This is a genomic window from Phaeacidiphilus oryzae TH49, assembly GCF_000744815.1.
GTDB classification, from domain to species: Bacteria; Actinomycetota; Actinomycetes; order Streptomycetales; family Streptomycetaceae; genus Phaeacidiphilus; species Phaeacidiphilus oryzae.
In genome coordinates this window covers 5,218,488-5,231,911 of the sequence record NZ_JQMQ01000005.1, presented here as the reverse complement: position 1 = coordinate 5,231,911, position 13,424 = coordinate 5,218,488, and the positions used below count along the sequence as shown (strand labels likewise).

Annotated in this window: 21 protein-coding genes; 5 read left to right on the top strand and 16 right to left on the bottom strand. The window is 70.4% G+C overall.

From position 1 onward, the window contains the following. Window positions 1-128: 128 nt before the first annotated feature. The 6 genes from BS73_RS26915 to BS73_RS26890 all read right to left on the bottom strand — a co-directional run bounded on the left by BS73_RS26915 (window position 129) and on the right by BS73_RS26890 (window position 4,975). Window positions 129-2,330, bottom strand: a complete 2,202-nt coding sequence (locus BS73_RS26915; RefSeq protein ID WP_051940757.1) for an FtsK/SpoIIIE domain-containing protein — start codon at window positions 2,328-2,330, stop codon at window positions 129-131. Further along, on the bottom strand, window positions 2,327-3,532 hold the full coding sequence (locus tag BS73_RS26910; RefSeq protein ID WP_037576757.1) for a hypothetical protein: 1,206 nt from the start codon (window positions 3,530-3,532) through the stop codon (window positions 2,327-2,329). The genes BS73_RS26915 and BS73_RS26910 overlap by 4 nt, the downstream gene beginning before the upstream one ends. Continuing rightward, window positions 3,529-3,720: a hypothetical protein gene (locus BS73_RS26905; RefSeq protein WP_037576754.1), complete on the bottom strand. Its 192-nt coding sequence runs from the start codon at window positions 3,718-3,720 to the stop codon at window positions 3,529-3,531. The genes BS73_RS26910 and BS73_RS26905 overlap by 4 nt, the downstream gene beginning before the upstream one ends. Before the next feature lie 99 nt (window positions 3,721-3,819). Beyond that, window positions 3,820-4,068: a hypothetical protein gene (locus BS73_RS26900; RefSeq protein ID WP_037576751.1), complete on the bottom strand. Its 249-nt coding sequence runs from the start codon at window positions 4,066-4,068 to the stop codon at window positions 3,820-3,822. 77 nt (window positions 4,069-4,145) lie between these two features. Further along, window positions 4,146-4,376, bottom strand: a complete 231-nt coding sequence (locus BS73_RS26895; protein WP_051941565.1) for a hypothetical protein — start codon at window positions 4,374-4,376, stop codon at window positions 4,146-4,148. A gap of 74 nt (window positions 4,377-4,450) precedes the next feature. Next, window positions 4,451-4,975: a hypothetical protein gene (locus BS73_RS26890; protein ID WP_037576748.1), complete on the bottom strand. Its 525-nt coding sequence runs from the start codon at window positions 4,973-4,975 to the stop codon at window positions 4,451-4,453. A gap of 381 nt (window positions 4,976-5,356) precedes the next feature. Here BS73_RS26890 and BS73_RS26885 point away from each other — a divergent pair, with 381 nt between their 5' ends. The 3 genes from BS73_RS26885 (at window position 5,357) to BS73_RS36595 (ending at window position 6,829) form a co-directional block, all read left to right on the top strand. Continuing rightward, a complete protein-coding gene (locus BS73_RS26885; RefSeq protein ID WP_152617736.1) occupies window positions 5,357-5,575 on the top strand; it encodes a hypothetical protein in 219 nt (72 codons plus the stop codon). Window positions 5,576-5,679: 104 nt separating this feature from the next. Then, complete coding sequence (locus BS73_RS26880; protein WP_152617735.1) at window positions 5,680-6,138, top strand: hypothetical protein; 459 nt, start codon at window positions 5,680-5,682, stop codon at window positions 6,136-6,138. A gap of 556 nt (window positions 6,139-6,694) precedes the next feature. After that, complete coding sequence (locus BS73_RS36595; protein ID WP_235215543.1) at window positions 6,695-6,829, top strand: YegP family protein; 135 nt, start codon at window positions 6,695-6,697, stop codon at window positions 6,827-6,829. A 126-nt stretch (window positions 6,830-6,955) separates the two neighbouring features. On the opposite strand, the gene BS73_RS26875 is transcribed toward BS73_RS36595, so the two are convergent. After that, window positions 6,956-7,201: a hypothetical protein gene (locus BS73_RS26875; RefSeq protein WP_037576740.1), complete on the bottom strand. Its 246-nt coding sequence runs from the start codon at window positions 7,199-7,201 to the stop codon at window positions 6,956-6,958. A 241-nt stretch (window positions 7,202-7,442) separates the two neighbouring features. Here BS73_RS26875 and BS73_RS26870 point away from each other — a divergent pair, with 241 nt between their 5' ends. Continuing rightward, the gene (locus tag BS73_RS26870) at window positions 7,443-7,922 is read left to right on the top strand and encodes a hypothetical protein (protein ID WP_152617734.1); all 480 of its coding nucleotides are present in this window, start codon (window positions 7,443-7,445) and stop codon (window positions 7,920-7,922) included. A gap of 21 nt (window positions 7,923-7,943) precedes the next feature. Continuing rightward, window positions 7,944-8,390 carry a hypothetical protein gene (locus BS73_RS37740; RefSeq protein ID WP_152617733.1) on the top strand — a complete coding sequence of 149 codons (447 nt, stop codon included), beginning with the start codon at window positions 7,944-7,946 and terminating at the stop codon, window positions 8,388-8,390. A gap of 18 nt (window positions 8,391-8,408) precedes the next feature. On the opposite strand, the gene BS73_RS26865 is transcribed toward BS73_RS37740, so the two are convergent. The 9 genes from BS73_RS26865 to BS73_RS35115 all read right to left on the bottom strand — a co-directional run bounded on the left by BS73_RS26865 (window position 8,409) and on the right by BS73_RS35115 (window position 13,384). Then, window positions 8,409-9,035, bottom strand: a complete 627-nt coding sequence (locus tag BS73_RS26865; RefSeq protein WP_037576736.1) for a hypothetical protein — start codon at window positions 9,033-9,035, stop codon at window positions 8,409-8,411. A gap of 92 nt (window positions 9,036-9,127) precedes the next feature. After that, window positions 9,128-9,631, bottom strand: coding sequence for a DUF1643 domain-containing protein (locus BS73_RS26860; protein WP_037576733.1), 504 nt, complete (start codon window positions 9,629-9,631; stop codon window positions 9,128-9,130). Next, window positions 9,628-9,774, bottom strand: coding sequence for a hypothetical protein (locus BS73_RS38385; protein WP_161789709.1), 147 nt, complete (start codon window positions 9,772-9,774; stop codon window positions 9,628-9,630). Before BS73_RS38385 ends, BS73_RS26860 begins: the two co-directional genes overlap by 4 nt. After that, complete coding sequence (locus BS73_RS26855) at window positions 9,771-10,169, bottom strand: hypothetical protein (protein WP_037576730.1); 399 nt, start codon at window positions 10,167-10,169, stop codon at window positions 9,771-9,773. Before BS73_RS26855 ends, BS73_RS38385 begins: the two co-directional genes overlap by 4 nt. After that, entirely contained in the window at window positions 10,166-10,528 is a 363-nt protein-coding gene (locus tag BS73_RS26850) for a hypothetical protein (protein WP_037576727.1), read from the bottom strand. Before BS73_RS26850 ends, BS73_RS26855 begins: the two co-directional genes overlap by 4 nt. Window positions 10,529-10,567: 39 nt before the next feature. Then, window positions 10,568-11,038, bottom strand: coding sequence for a single-stranded DNA-binding protein (locus BS73_RS37735; protein ID WP_051940752.1), 471 nt, complete (start codon window positions 11,036-11,038; stop codon window positions 10,568-10,570). Between the two features lie 2 nt (window positions 11,039-11,040). Then, window positions 11,041-11,223 carry a hypothetical protein gene (locus tag BS73_RS37730; RefSeq protein ID WP_037576724.1) on the bottom strand — a complete coding sequence of 61 codons (183 nt, stop codon included), beginning with the start codon at window positions 11,221-11,223 and terminating at the stop codon, window positions 11,041-11,043. Further along, window positions 11,220-12,551, bottom strand: coding sequence for an AAA family ATPase (locus tag BS73_RS35120; RefSeq protein ID WP_051940747.1), 1,332 nt, complete (start codon window positions 12,549-12,551; stop codon window positions 11,220-11,222). Before BS73_RS35120 ends, BS73_RS37730 begins: the two co-directional genes overlap by 4 nt. Next, on the bottom strand, window positions 12,551-13,384 hold the full coding sequence (locus tag BS73_RS35115; protein ID WP_051940743.1) for a hypothetical protein: 834 nt from the start codon (window positions 13,382-13,384) through the stop codon (window positions 12,551-12,553). Before BS73_RS35115 ends, BS73_RS35120 begins: the two co-directional genes overlap by 1 nt. Window positions 13,385-13,424: the final 40 nt, after the last annotated feature.

The window sequence follows — 13,424 nt, the reverse complement described above, 5'->3', positions numbered from 1 at the left end:
GGTTCTGGGTTGCTCGTCGGGGCGCCTCACTGGCCTCACTTGGGTCACTGAGGCGGTGTTTTTGCAGGTGGTGGCGGTGGGGCTGGTCAGTGAGCCGGTCAGTGAGATCTCACTGGCCCTGGCTTGGGTCACTGGTCGTCGATCTCGTCGCTCGGGGTGTCCGCGGGGGCGAGCTCGTCGCGTTCTTCGAGTGCGGCGCGGACTCTGGCGCGGGAGACGGAGGGGTAGCCGTTGGACATGTAGGTCGGGGCGCCGGCGTCGCGGAGGACCTGGGCGAGCCACTGCGCGTCCTTGCCCGTGTAGGCGCCCGGGTTGAGTTGGGCGAGGCGTTGCAACATCTCCCCGGTGCGCATGCGGGGTTCGTCGCCGATGGCGGTGGCGATGTCGGCGAGGTGGTCGACGCGCTCGGCGGCCGGCGGGGCCGGCGCGGGGGTGATGCCGTCGCGCAGGGCGAGGGCGCGTTCGACGACGGGGGTGCGCTGGTCGGCCTGGGCGTCCTTGCGGACGTAGTAGGCACGGACCAGCTCGAAGGGATTCTTGGTGAAGCCCACGGTGAGGCACGTCCCGACGTCTTCAGCCGGGTTGAGGGTGGTGGCGGTGATGCCGGCCTTGTGCTTGCCGGAGCCGAGCAGGCCGTCGTTGGCGACGTGGTCGCCGACCGCGAACGCCACCCGGTGGCTGGTATTGCGGGTGACGTCGCGCGGGATGGAGTCGGCAGTCGGGGAGACGGTGACCCAGACCAGGGTGATCCCCGTCTTGCGGGCCTTCTTCATCACCTTGATGGCGAGTTCCTCGGCCTCGTCGCCGTACTTCTTGTGCATGAACAACTCGTGGCACTCGTCGAAGACCACGACCTTCGGACGCATCCGCGGGTCCCGCTCAGCCAGCTCCCGGGTGAGCGCGGTGCTCTCCCCGCCGAGCTCCTCGAGGAGCTTGCCGCGCTGGGTGACCTCGTCGCGCAGGGCGCGTAGGGCGTGGATCGCGGCCTCGATCTGCTCGTCTTCGTCGCCCTTGATCAGGGTCCGCAGGCGGGGCTTCATCGGGTCGTAGTCGACGTTGTAGGCCATGGCGTAGACCTCGATCTCGACCAGAGGGTCGAGCTGAGCACCAAGCAACAGAGCGATGACCAGGGACGACTTACCCGAGCCCATGATGCCGCCGACCATGTAGTTGGAGGCCATGAGCTTGCCGATCACCGGCTCGCCACGCTGGGAGACGCCGACGGGAATGCCCTTGAAGTAGTCCGCGGTGCCCTCGGTCAGCAGCGGCCATGGGGGCACTGGGCCCGAGGTGCTGCCCTGGTCGGCGACCCACAGGTCCATGACGCCGGGCTCCTTGCGGGGCTCGGTCGGCCACACCTCGATGGGCAGCCGCAGCAGGTTGTGGGCGAGTACGGCCTTCTTTTTGACGATCTCGGAGACGGGGACCTGCATCGGAAGCTGCAGCTTGGCGTGGTAGCCGTTGCCCATCCGCATCGTGGGCTGGATCCAGCGCGGCTGCCAGCCCTCCTTGAAGGCCTTGTTCAGGGCGGCGATGCCGAGGTGCTGCAGGGCCTGGACGATGGCGTTCTCGTCCGGGATCAGGTCCCGCTTCTCCTGCTGGTCGGCGGGCAGTACCCAGTTCGGGACGGTGCCGCGGGCGCGGCCGAGCTGCCACAGCCCGAGCAGCGCCAGCCACGGGACAGCGAGCAGCAGCGGGCCCCAGACCAGGCCGGCCACGAACACGATCCACTGAACGGCGTGGATCACGAACATCGTCGGGGCGACCACGTCCGCAACGCGCTTCTCGGCGACCGCGAGCACGATCCCGAGCAGCAGCAGGGAGCCCTCGGTCAGCCCCAGCGTGAGAGCAGCGCCCTTGGCCAGGCGCTCGGGCGCGCTGAGCATGTCCATCCGGCGCCGGTGCCTCGCCTCGCGGAAGGCGTGGGCACGCTGCTCCCACTCCATCGCCACCTCGTGCTGGCCGGCAGCCTCAGCGGCGCGCATCATCCGCTCGTGCCGGGCGGTGGTCCGCGCGTCCTTGGCGTGCCGGTAGGCCACGGCGGCGCCGGCCGCAACGTAGAGGCCGTGCCGGACCAGCATCCGGCCGCCGGCCTTGGTGCGCTGGTGGGTCGCGACGACCTTGACGACGCGGACGGTGCGGGCGGCGCCGTGCACGATGCGGACGCGCGGCCGCCGTGCGGGCGGCGTGGCGCTGTCGGCGGGCAGCACGGTGCCCTCGATCGGGGCCGGGACGGCGGGCAGCGTCTCCGGGACACGGTCCTGGACGGTGTCCTCGCCAGACGCGGGGAGGAGCTTCGGGCTCGGCCGGGTGTGGCCGTTGATGGTCACAGGTATCCCTCGGTGGTAGCGGCCTGGGGGTCGTCGGCGGGGCGCTGGGTGACCGGTTGGCCGACGAGCTGGCGGCGGAGTTCGGTGGCGTCGCGGCGGGAGAGGTCGAACGCTTCGCGGAGCACGGCGATGGTCACCGGGCGGCCGGTTTCAGTGACCACCTTGGCGTTCAGCCGCTGTGCCTTGCGTCGCAGCTCAGCGGGGGTGATGGTCACGGTCTCGGTGACCACCCGCCGGGCCCGGCGATCGTCCTTGGCTGGTAGCGCAGCCACCGGTACGGCTGGCCGGGCGATGGGGATGTAGCGCAGGGCCGGCCTGTCCGGTGCGGCCCGGTCGATGACCACCTCCGGAGCGGGTCCGGCCTCGGCTCGACCGGCGGTCCACTGGTAGTTGCCGGGGATGGCGGCGAGGGCGGCGGCGGACTTGCGGCGCTTGATCCGCGCGACGATCGCGCGCTCGGCAGCGTCGGCGTCGGGCTCGGGCAAGCCATGCCGGGCGGCGTCCATCGCGATGGCGAGCCGGGCGGCCAGGCGGCGCTTGCGGCGTGGCCGTTCGGCGGCGGCGGTGTGGTCGGCGAGGGCGACGGCGCGGTCGGCCGCGCGGGAGCGGGCGATGGCGGCTGAGTCGGCGCCTCGGCGTCCGATGCCGAGGTAGGCGACCAGGCGCTCGCGCATCTCCCGGCCGCCCTGGGCGAGGATCCCGTCGGAGCGGAGGCCGGCGGCGCGGAGTTCGAGGCCGAGGAGGTAGTGCAGCACGGTGGCGAGCAGCAGCGGGCCGAACAGGACGCGGACGATGCCGCCCCAGCCGCCGGAGACCGCGAACGCGGGGATGGCCTGGACGAGTACGGCGCCGTAGGCGATCCAGGCCGGGCCCTTGGCCTTGGTGGCCCAGGAGTAGACGCTCAGGGCGACGATGGCCCCCTCGGCGACGCCGGCCAGGGCGAGGCGTTCGGTGGTCTCGTGGATGCCGAGGTGGACGCCCAGGTAGCGGTATGAGGTGTTCGCGGACAGTCCGAGAGCCATCAGCCCGGGGACGGCCAGGACGAGGCTGGCGAGCCTCAGGCGGTTGATCGGCGGGCGGGCGAGGCGGGGCCGGCGGGCGGAGCGCCAGAGCGCGCCGAGTGCCACCGCGGTGATGCTGGTGAGAACCAGGGCGGTGCCGTGGTCGGCCAGCAGCTTCCACATGGAGGACGCGGTGGTCATCGGCCCCACCGGGCCAGCGGGTGGGGCCGCAGCAGGCGCCAGGCCAGTGCGGCGGCGAGCAGGCCGATCAGGGCGGCAGTGCTGTGCAGGAGCCAGCCGGCGGCGGTGAGTGCGGCGCCGAGGGCGGCGGGGTGGGTGAGGAGGAGCGCGGCGGCGGTGAGGATGATGAGCCAGGTGGAGAAGCGCATGGGTGCGTGGCCTTCCGGGCTGGGCCCGGGGCGCGGCGGTGACGTCGGCGCATGGGTGCGCTGCCTTCCGCCGTGCCCGCACGGGCGGTGGCGGAGGGGTCAGAGGGTGCAGGTGGCCCAGGTGATGGCGAGGCCGGCCATGCCCGTGTCCTCGGGCTGGTCCGCGTCGACGTGGGAGAACACGTGCCGGAGGCGGTGGAGGGTGAGGTCGCACAGGCCGCGGGTGCCGGTGATGGTGATCAGCACGCGGTCGCGGTTGGCGACGTCGCCGGCGAGCTCCGCGGTGATGGGAGCAGGGTCGGGGGTGATCTCCGCGCGATCACGCGCGGTAGGGTGCGGTCGGGCCATGGAGGGTGCAACTCCTTGGTCAAGTGGTCCCGGGCGGCGATGCCAGTCGCTGTTCCGGGGCCCGCTGCTTTATGGGGTTAGATGGGGTTCTCCTCCGTGCCAGCGGAGTTGAGGGCGCGTAGTGCGCGCCTCACGGCCCCTTCGGTGGTGCCCAGGTCCCGGGCGACGGCGCTGTTGCTGCCGAGGTCGGCGACGCCGTCGCGGAGCGCTTCGGCGCGGCGGACGGCTGATTGCGCCATGTCCTCGCGGAGCTGGCGCTGGATCTCGTCTTCGGCGGCGATGCGTTCCCGCCAGGGTCGGGGGTCCATCACGAAGCACACTACTCGTATGCCGGGGTACGAGCAACTGTTTCACGCATGTGAGCTGCCGAAGGCTATACGGGCTAGCCCAGTGCATGCCGAGGGCGCTTGACTCGGCTTGGATGGAGTCTGCGCAGGGAGCGGAATGCGCAGCGAGACATGCCGTAGGCCGGGTCGTACTGTTCTGAGGCTGCGCCGCCGAGGATCCTCCGCAGGTGCAAGTACTGGTAGTCCCGTTCCTCGTCGGAGTCCTTGATCGCCATCTCGTAGATCCGCCGACAGGGTGCGCCTGGGCGGAACTGGCGCCGGATCGACGCCTCCCAGATCGCCCAGATGTCATCGGACACCCAACCGGCGGCTCGAAGGTCCGCTTCATCCTCGCTAAGCCGGATGAAGAGCCTGAGCCACTTCTCTTCGTCTTTCTCCAATGGCCCGAGTGCATGGCAGGTGATTGTGCGGAGATCCATGCGATCGATGAGCGTCCAGTAGCGACTGATGTAGAGGCTCTCCACTTCCCTGATTCGGGCCGACCGCGCCTGCCATACGGCGGTTATGGCCGTGATGATCGCCACGGCCACCGCGATGCAGCTCAGGATCACGGTGCCCATGATCCAAGTGTGAGCCTGTCGCTGCGAGCGTGCCCGTCGACCTAGACTCGAACACATGACCGAGTCCCGCGAGCTGCAGATCTCCATCCCTCCGGGCTGGCCGGAGCAGGTGCCGGCGCCTGGCCGGCCGGGCTGGGAGGAGCGGGCGGTCGGTTGGCTGCTGGAACAGGCAGCGCCGGGATGGCGGACGCACGAGGCGTCCTTCCGGAAGTACCCGCGGCTGCTGGCCCGGCTGGTGCCGCACACTCTGCATGCGCAGCTGGAGGAACTGCGCCGGGGGTACAGCACAGCCCGGGTCGAGCGGCATGACGCGGTCGAGCCGCATTGGAGGCCCCGGAGGCGATCCCCAACGCGGCGGAGCGCGCGAGGGTGGGCACGTGCATGCTCCGGGACTGGCCGGGCAGGCACGAGACGCTGCGGGAGATCCGTCCGCAGGGGGTGTTGACGTTGCGCGGGCAGCGGATGACGTTCGACGAGATCGGGCAGATCATCGGGGCAACCCGCCAGCAGGCCGAACGCATCGCCAAGGGGCGGAGGAAGGCGAAGAGTGCGGTCGAGTCTTCTGATCGAAGCGGCAGCCGCCACCAGATCGGCAGATAGCTGGCAGGGGCTCCGGAGGGGCCTAGGGGCGCCTTGGCCTCTCGGCTGTGACGTAGTCCAGCAGGGGGCTTATCCGGCGTGAGCGTGGCTGCCAGTATCGAGGGATGACCGAACCGCATCGGAGCCGAGCGCGGACACGTAGTGATCTTTCGATCATCTCAACGGCATGGGTTTTGATCTTCACTGTAATGCAGTTGGTCATCGGACTGGCGGGGTCTCGCCAGGTCTTCCTGTTGGTGGTGCTCCCTGGCGCCGTCGCCCTAGCGGCAGCCGCGATGGATGAGCTGCATATGGTGGCCCGAGATAGACACTTAGCTGCGATGAAGCGTGCACAAGAGCGGGAACTCGAAGAGCAGGCCCGGCTGCTTGCGCAGACATTCGATATCGGGCGATATGCGGGAATCTCGCTGGCGCGTCTTGCTGAGGCCCCGGAGACCCCGCACGCCGAGGCGGTGCTCTTCGCCCAGTTGGACCGTATGTTGCGGACTCTCGGGCCTCCTCCGGAAGGTGCGTCAGATCAAAGTGGGCATCCCAGTGCACTGGACGGGGGGTCGCTGCAGTGAGCGCGGGGAGTAGCCAGAGTGCCGGGCACGGGCCGACTGGCCTCGACATCGCGATGCAATGGGCAAAGCTGCCTCCCGAGCACCTCGCTGCGTGTTTGCTTGCAGTCGGGCCTGAGATGACGAGGCAGCATGACCTGAGGGTCGAAGAGCAGCGACAAGCTGCCTTGCGAGATGAACGCGCTTGGCAACTTGACCTTCTGGGATTGATCTTCGGGTTCATCATCGCCGCTGTAGCTCTGGGTCTCGGCGTGTGGCAGGTGAGCCGTGGACACAGTGGCACAGCTGCTGTCATCACCGTTCCGGGGGCGGCACCTCTCGTCACTGTGTTTGTTCTTCGGCGTCGGCCCGTGATCGGTTGGCGGGAGAGGTCGAGGGAACTTGGTGATCCTTTGCAGGTACGGGCCCCGGCGAGCCCTGACTGACGGACCGAGACCGATCCGGCTGACAGCACTTTGGGGCAGGTAAACGGCGTGAGCTCCGGTTTGGCCCACTCTGGATGCCAGACGAGCGACTCGGACTTAACGCGCCGGTACGTACTGATCCTCCGCACGGCGAGGTGAGTCACCGGGCCGGCAAGTTCGAGATCTACCAGGACAAGGCCCAGCAGTGGCGCTTCCGGCTCAAGGCCGGTAACGGTGAGGTCGTCGCGGTCGGCGAGTCGCCGAGCCTCTGGTCGAGCAGGTTGAGCTAGGGGCCGATCTCGGAGAGTCTCATCCACGACGTCATTGGAATCCTGGAGGTCCTGCAGGAGCAGAACGCGGCGATCGCCCGCCGGCGGGGCTGAGTCGGGCGGACGGGGCTTCTCTGTTTGTCTGGATCAGCTGATGAATCCGTGTCTGCGGTTCCAGTCGACGGCGTCGTGGTAGGCCTGCGCCATCCCCCAGACCCAAAAGGCGAAGACCCCGATGAAGCCGATCAACACAATCGTGAGGATCCAGGAGATCGCGTAGAGGGCGAGGATCAGAACGCCGATTCCGACCCGCCCGCTGATCATCGAGCCGAGGCCGGGGATGAAGAGCGAGGCGAGGACCGCGATCCCCGGCGACTTCGGTACGACTTGCATCGGCGGAGACTGGCCGACTCGTTGTGGAAGGTAGGGCCTGGTCGCCGGCGACTGCCAGCCCTGTTGAGATGGGCCAGGCGGAGGTGAGGGGGGTTGCTGCGACGGTTGCTCGTTCACGGGAGTCGCCTCCCTAAGGGACTTCCCGGTTGTGCTCCTTCCAGCATGCTCCATCAGGCCCACTACGGCCTGCGTCGTACTTCTGGGAGCATGCGCGGGCCTCGCGGTCAGCGCATCCTTGGAGGTGGAGGCGATCGATATGCCCCACATCGGCGCTTCGCACCCCAGGGTTATCAGCGTCATAGTCAGCGGTCTGCTGCTCGCCACCGCTGCGGCGACCGGGTGCGGCAGTAGCTCTCAGAACTCCGCTTCGGGGTCGGGTGCGAGCCTCACGTCCGAGATGACGGCATGGACGAGCAACACGATCACACTCCTCGAAACCGGCAATTACGCAGACCAGGGTACGTTCAGCTGCGCCACCGGCCAGCCAGCTATCCAAGCTCTGCAGGCGCTGCCACAGCCGCCCTATGACCAGCAGGACTGGTCAATGTTCACAGCCCACCTTGAGGCGTCCTACAAGGACAGTTGCGTGGGTGCGGGCAGCTCCAACTACGCTGCGGACCACCAGGCCGCGAAGACCGGGTGGACGCAGTTCGTGAATTCGGTCAACGCGAAGTGGCCGACGCTCGGCCAGCAGTTGGAGACCGCACCGCTGGACTTCTGAGCGAAGCAGAGTCCCCTGGGGATGATCGACATGGGTCGCAGCAAATCCGTACTCGGCTTTGGTGTCAGCTGGCTCGTCGCCGCTGCACTCGCTCTCACCGCCTGTGGGTCGAGCAGCACCAACAGTGCCGTACCTCCGAGTTCAGCGTCTGCCACCACACCGGGGGCAGATGCTGCGGCGCTGGAAAGCTGGACGGCAACGTACTACGTCAACATTCAGGCAGTCGACGCGATCAGCAGCTCGGTCGACTGCCCCACATTGGGCGGTGCCGTCAACGTCGCCGCAGACATTCCTGCGCCGCCGGTCGACCCACAGGATTGGCAGACGGCAATGAGTGAACTGGCCAGCGCGGCCACTACCTGTCAGCAGGGAACAGACCCCAGCACGGATCTACAGGCATACCAAAATGCATTGGCGAATTGGTACAACGCTGCGACTGTCACTGACCCATCCTTTCAAATGCCTTAGACCCGCAGGTCACTGGAGTCAGATTCCTACTCCGGCCTCGACCGCATGCCCCGCAGCCGCTGCAAGCGCGTCGTACTCGACGGCGGTGAGCGCGCAGGCGCAGTCGGGCCGGGAGCAGACGATGCGCGCGCGGTCGACGCCGCCGGGCCGGACGACGGGCCGGTACTCCTCGACCAGGCTCAGCCGGTGGCAGCGGGGGCAGGGGATGGTACGTCGGCGGCCGGCGGGTACGTCGCTGGGGCCGACGGCGCGGAGCGGCCGGACGGCGTGGTCAACCTGTGCGGCGTAGTCGGCGGCCCAGTCCTGCTGCGCGGCGTAGCGGTGGTGCCGCAGCAGGAAGTGCGTGAGGTCCTGGACGTGGTCGCGGGGGGCGGGCTGCTGGCGCTGGTGGGCGATGTAGCGGGCCCAGCCGGTGAGGACGGCGAGCAGGGGCCACTCCCCCGTGTCGTCGCCGAGCGCGCTCCCGGGGCCGAGTTGGGAGAGCAGGTCGACGCGGCAGGGCAGGGGCGGGGTGCGGGTGGCGCCGGTGACGCGGCCGCCGGCGGGGGCGGAGCCGGGCAGCAGCGACATGTGGGCGTACACCCAGAGGGTAGGGATGTCGCGGAGCTGGCGGCGGAGGCGGTCGGCGGTGGCCTGGTCGAGCATCGGTGCGGGCTCCTGGCGGTGCGGCGGGACGGGGGGCGGTTCGGGGTCCGGCGGCCGGGCGCAGGGCGGCCGCCGGACCGGGTGGTCAGGCGTCAGGACTCCAGGGGGCTGGGGGTGAGGCCTGCGGGAAGGTAGAGCGGGTGCCGGGGCTGGCCGGCGCGGGTGGTGGCGAGGGCGGTGAGCCGGTGCATGCCGGGCAGGTCGAGGACCTGGCCGATGCGGTTGGGCCGGGCGCCGGCGCCCCAGGCGGCGATGAGCGGGCCGCCGGTCCGCGCGGACTCCTCGGCCGCGTGGGCCAGGTGGGCGTCGTTGTCCGGGCCGACCGGGTCGTCGGTCTGCCACAGCTCGGCGGGCCGGGTCGCGCGCCAGGCGTAGAGGTTCAGCACGGTGGCGGCGCCGCAGCCGAGCGCCCGGGAGAAGCCGCAGACACGGCGGATCGTGGGGTCGTCGCGCTCGGCGTCTGCGGTCGACGGATTGAGCATGATCCAGGTCGCGTTCGGGCCGCCGGCCCAGCAGCGGCGCAGCTCGTACCGGTACCGGCCGCACGGCGAGATCACGGCGGCCCGGGACAGCCCGGGGGCCGGGCGGGTGGTCATCGGCGCTCCCGGTCACTGGCGTAGAGCGCGATCCCAACGGCGAGCGCGACCAGCGCGGCGGCGAACAGGGCGCGGGCCGCCTGTGGGTGCAGGACGGCTGTGCCGAGTGCGTAGCGCGCGAGGTAGGTGACGGAAGGCTTCACAGGGCTCCGGACGGATCGAGCTGGGCCGCGAGCTCCTGGGCACGGGTGTGTTCGCGGCGGGCCTGGGCGACGGCGCCGGCCCAGCGGCGGCGCCACCGGCGGGCTTCGTCCTCGGCGCGGGCGCCGCGGGCGGTCATGTCGATGGCCAGGCGCAAGTTGAGCTGGTGGGTGGCGAGTTCGGTGCACAGCCGGCCGATCTCGGTGCCACCGTCGTCGGTCGGGTCGAGGAGTGGGCGGAGGGCGGCCGCCAGCTCGGCCCGGATTCGGTCGCGGGTGCGGCGGCGGAGGGGCTGGGTGTTGGCCTCAGCGATCAGCAGGGCGTGGTCGATGAGGATGGCGAGGATGCCGTGGCGATCGTCGGCGGTCGGGCCGGGCGGGAGTATCGCGGTGGTCACTTCCGGGTCCTTTCGGGGATGCCGATCCACTGGCGGCACTGGGAGCGGTGGACGGTGGCGCGCTTGGACCGGGCGGAGCCGGCGTCGCGGATGATCCCGGCGCGGGCGGCGGCGTAGAACCGGGCGCCCCAGCGGTTGGGGTGGTCGGGCTCGTCGACCAGGCCTTCGGCGATGAGGTCGGCGGCTTGGAAGACGACGCCGCGGGCGGCCATGGTGCGGATGGCCTGGTCGCATTGCGCGGCCCAGTCGGGGCGGGTGTTGGCGTCGGCGCGGGCGATGCCGGCGTTCTTGGCGGCTTCGCCGGCGTCTTCGTCGATCAGGCCGGGCAGGGCCATGCCGAGTTGCATCTGACCGGTCATCAGGAGCTCCTTCCTGCGGGTGGTGGCGGGGCGGATGGCTCAGAAGGGGGGCTGGTCCATGGCCCACGGGTCGGCCTGCGGCTGCTGCCTCTGGGTCTGCTGGGGCCGTGGCGCCTGCTGTGCGCCCGCCTGCGACCCGTTCCCGTCGCGTTCGGGCCGAGAGACGCGGGCGATCGCGAAGGCCAGCGAGGGGCCGATCTGGTCGATCACCAACGCGACCGCGGTGCGCTTCTCCTGGGTCTGCTTGTCGGTCCACTGCTCGGTGCGTGGCCGGCCGGAGACGGTGACCTCCATCCCCTTCTCCAGGGACTCGGCGATGTGCTCGGCCAGCGGGCCGAACGCGGTGCCGTTGATCCACAGCACGTCGCCGTCCTCCCAGTCGCCGCGCTCGTTCTTGCGCCGGTTCTGGAAGACCAGGCGCAGCCGGGCCATGGCCTTCCCGGCCTGGGTGAAGCGGAGTTCGGGGTCGGCGACCAGGCGGGCGACGCCGGTCAGGGTGGGCAGCGGCATGGTCAGTTCTCCTTGGTGATCAGGTGCTTGAGCTGGGGGGTGGCGTCGTCCGGGGTGAGGTAGACGGCGACGGCGCGGGGCCACGCCATGAAGGCGTAGGGGCGGCCCCGGATAGTCCTGGCCCACAGGGTCATGTCGCCGGTCTTCTGCGGGCCGATCCGCGGGCCGGTGCGGAGCGAGGTCATGCGACGGCGCCGGTGGGCGAGTAGCCGGAGTACGGGTCGGCGTCGACGGGCTTGTAGGAGCGCCAGGGCCAACTGCCCTCGTAGCCCTGGCAGATGAAGGAGGGCCAGGTGCGCTCGTCCCGCGCGCCGCGCCAGGGCAGGATCCGCCGGGCCCGGTGCTCGCGGGCCGAGCGCTCGTCCTCGACCGGGCGCAGGCCCAGCCCGAACTCGGGCCAGCGCAGCCAGAGGCTCGATCCGGCGGGGCGCAGGGTGCGCGGGCCGAAGCCGGATCCCTGCGGGGAGTGCGCCTCCAGGCTGATCGCGCAGTTCGCGGTGGCCCGGGCCTCATCCAGGACCACCGTGATCCGCCGGGCGTGTTCCTCGCTGTTGGGGTCGCCGGTGTGCAGGCGGTAGATCGGGCCGATGATCAGCAGGTCGGGCATGACAGCCTCGACCCGGCGCATCAGCCACGCGCGGCCGTCCGGGCGCGTGAGGTCCACGCCTTCGGGGCGGACGTCGACGTGCAGCTGGCCGCGCTTGACGGGGGTGCGGCGCCGCTCGGCGGCGTTCATCACGTCCCGGAAGTGCCGGCGGGACTGCCGCTCGCTGTTCTCGCAGTCCAAGACCAAGACCTTCTGCGGTCCGAGGGCGTTGGGCTCGAACTCGAAGGGCTGGGCGCCGGCCGCGGCGGAGACGGCGAGCTGCCGCTGCAGCACGGACTTGCCGCCGCCTTCGCCCGCGGTCCACACGATCCGGTCGCCGTGCTCCAGCAGGCCCGGCAGCACCCAGTCGTGGGCGGTGTCGTCGATGGCGAGGAAGTCATGCACGTCCAGCACAGGACTGTCCTCGGCGGCGCGGCCGGCGTCGCGGACGTCGCGGGCCAAGGCGACGGCGCGCTCGGCGAGCTCGGCCGGGTCGCCGGAGGCGGGGTCGTAGCCCATCGCGGCGATGTCCGAGCCGGTGGTGATCAGGGCGCGGCGCAGCGCGAGGTCGCGGATCCGCTCGGCGTACCAGTCGGCGTTCGCCGGGGCGGGCAGCTGGGTGATGCAGGTGTGCAGGTAGTCGCGGCCGCCGACGCGGCCAAGGTGGCCGGCGGCCTGCAGGGCGGCGGTGAGGGTGATCGGGTCGACGGCCTGGGCGTCGTCGTGCAGCTGCTGGATGGTGGTGTGGATGATCGCGTGGGCGGGCCGGTAGTAGTCGGCGGGAGCCACGGCGGCGAGGTTGGTGCGCAGCCGGCGGGGGTCGGTGATCAGGGCTCCGACGAAGGCCTGTTCGGCGTCGATGTCGTGGGGCAGGGACGGCCCTGCGTCCAGGCTGTCGTCGGGCGGGAAGGCGGCGGGGGCGGTCATCAGAAGATCCCTTGGTCGGCGTAGCTGGGCAGCGGGGGCTGCTGCGGGTTGGCGGCGGGGGCGGTGGGCAGGTCTGCGTCGTCGTAGCGCTCGCCGTGCAGCCAGGTGGTGGGGTGGGGGATGAACCGCTGGTCGGTGTGGGCGGCTTTCCAGGCGTCTGCGTGCCGGGCGGCGGCGGCGAGGATCTCGGCGGGGTCGGCGCCGCCCTTGATGGCCGCGGCCCACGCTTTACGGGCGTGCCCCTTGCCGATCTTCCGGGGATAGGTCTCCCAGAACTCGGCGAAGCCGTCGGTGCTGGAGTGCGCTGACGGGGCTGGCGGGTGTGGAGAGCTATCTCTCTTTTGTATTGAGGGGTAGGTGTCCGGGTTCTCCAGACACTGAGAGCCGTCAGTGTCCGGATTCCCCGGACCCTGAAGTTGGGGTTCAGCGTCCGGGTTTTCCGGACACTGAGACGGCTCAGTGTCCGGGTTCTCCGGACCCTGAAGTACGGGTTCAGGGTCCGGAATTCCGGGACACTGAGGGCCCTCAGTGTCCGGAGAACCAGGACACTGAGGGGCCAGCGGAAGCAGCCGGTACTCGGCCGCCCGGACGTTCTTCTGGCCCGCCGTCGTCTTCTCCAAAGCGCCCTTCGCGACCAGGCCCTTGAGCACCTCGTACATCCCCGAACGGGTCACCTTGCAGCGCCGGAGGATCATCGGCGCCTCGACGCTGCTCCAGGTGCGTCGGGTCTCGTCGTTGGCGTCCTCCGCCAGCACCGTGAGGGTGAGCTTCTCGCGGTGCGTCAGCGTCTGCGGCGCGTGATCCAGCACCTCGACGATCAGGCGGATTCCCACGTGCTGCGGTCCTTTGCTCGTGCGGGTGGTGCCGGCCGGG

Excerpts from the sequence above, each read along its gene's own strand:
- BS73_RS26910 (WP_037576757.1), bottom strand. The coding sequence starts at position 3,532 with ATGACCACCGCGTCCTCCATGTGGAAGCTGCTGGCCGACCACGGCACC.
- BS73_RS26905 (WP_037576754.1), bottom strand. The coding sequence starts at position 3,720 with ATGCGCTTCTCCACCTGGCTCATCATCCTCACCGCCGCCGCGCTCCTC.
- BS73_RS26900 (WP_037576751.1), bottom strand. The coding sequence starts at position 4,068 with ATGGCCCGACCGCACCCTACCGCGCGTGATCGCGCGGAGATCACCCCC.
- BS73_RS26895 (WP_051941565.1), bottom strand. The coding sequence starts at position 4,376 with ATGGACCCCCGACCCTGGCGGGAACGCATCGCCGCCGAAGACGAGATC.
- BS73_RS26890 (WP_037576748.1), bottom strand. The coding sequence starts at position 4,975 with ATGGGCACCGTGATCCTGAGCTGCATCGCGGTGGCCGTGGCGATCATC.
- BS73_RS26885 (WP_152617736.1), top strand. The coding sequence starts at position 5,357 with ATGCTCCGGGACTGGCCGGGCAGGCACGAGACGCTGCGGGAGATCCGT.
- BS73_RS26880 (WP_152617735.1), top strand. The coding sequence starts at position 5,680 with ATGACCGAACCGCATCGGAGCCGAGCGCGGACACGTAGTGATCTTTCG.
- BS73_RS26875 (WP_037576740.1), bottom strand. The coding sequence starts at position 7,201 with ATGCAAGTCGTACCGAAGTCGCCGGGGATCGCGGTCCTCGCCTCGCTC.
- BS73_RS37740 (WP_152617733.1), top strand. The coding sequence starts at position 7,944 with ATGATCGACATGGGTCGCAGCAAATCCGTACTCGGCTTTGGTGTCAGC.
- BS73_RS26865 (WP_037576736.1), bottom strand. The coding sequence starts at position 9,035 with ATGCTCGACCAGGCCACCGCCGACCGCCTCCGCCGCCAGCTCCGCGAC.
- BS73_RS26860 (WP_037576733.1), bottom strand. The coding sequence starts at position 9,631 with ATGACCACCCGCCCGGCCCCCGGGCTGTCCCGGGCCGCCGTGATCTCG.
- BS73_RS26850 (WP_037576727.1), bottom strand. The coding sequence starts at position 10,528 with ATGACCGGTCAGATGCAACTCGGCATGGCCCTGCCCGGCCTGATCGAC.
- BS73_RS37735 (WP_051940752.1), bottom strand. The coding sequence starts at position 11,038 with ATGCCGCTGCCCACCCTGACCGGCGTCGCCCGCCTGGTCGCCGACCCC.
- BS73_RS37730 (WP_037576724.1), bottom strand. The coding sequence starts at position 11,223 with ATGACCTCGCTCCGCACCGGCCCGCGGATCGGCCCGCAGAAGACCGGC.
- BS73_RS35120 (WP_051940747.1), bottom strand. The coding sequence starts at position 12,551 with ATGACCGCCCCCGCCGCCTTCCCGCCCGACGACAGCCTGGACGCAGGG.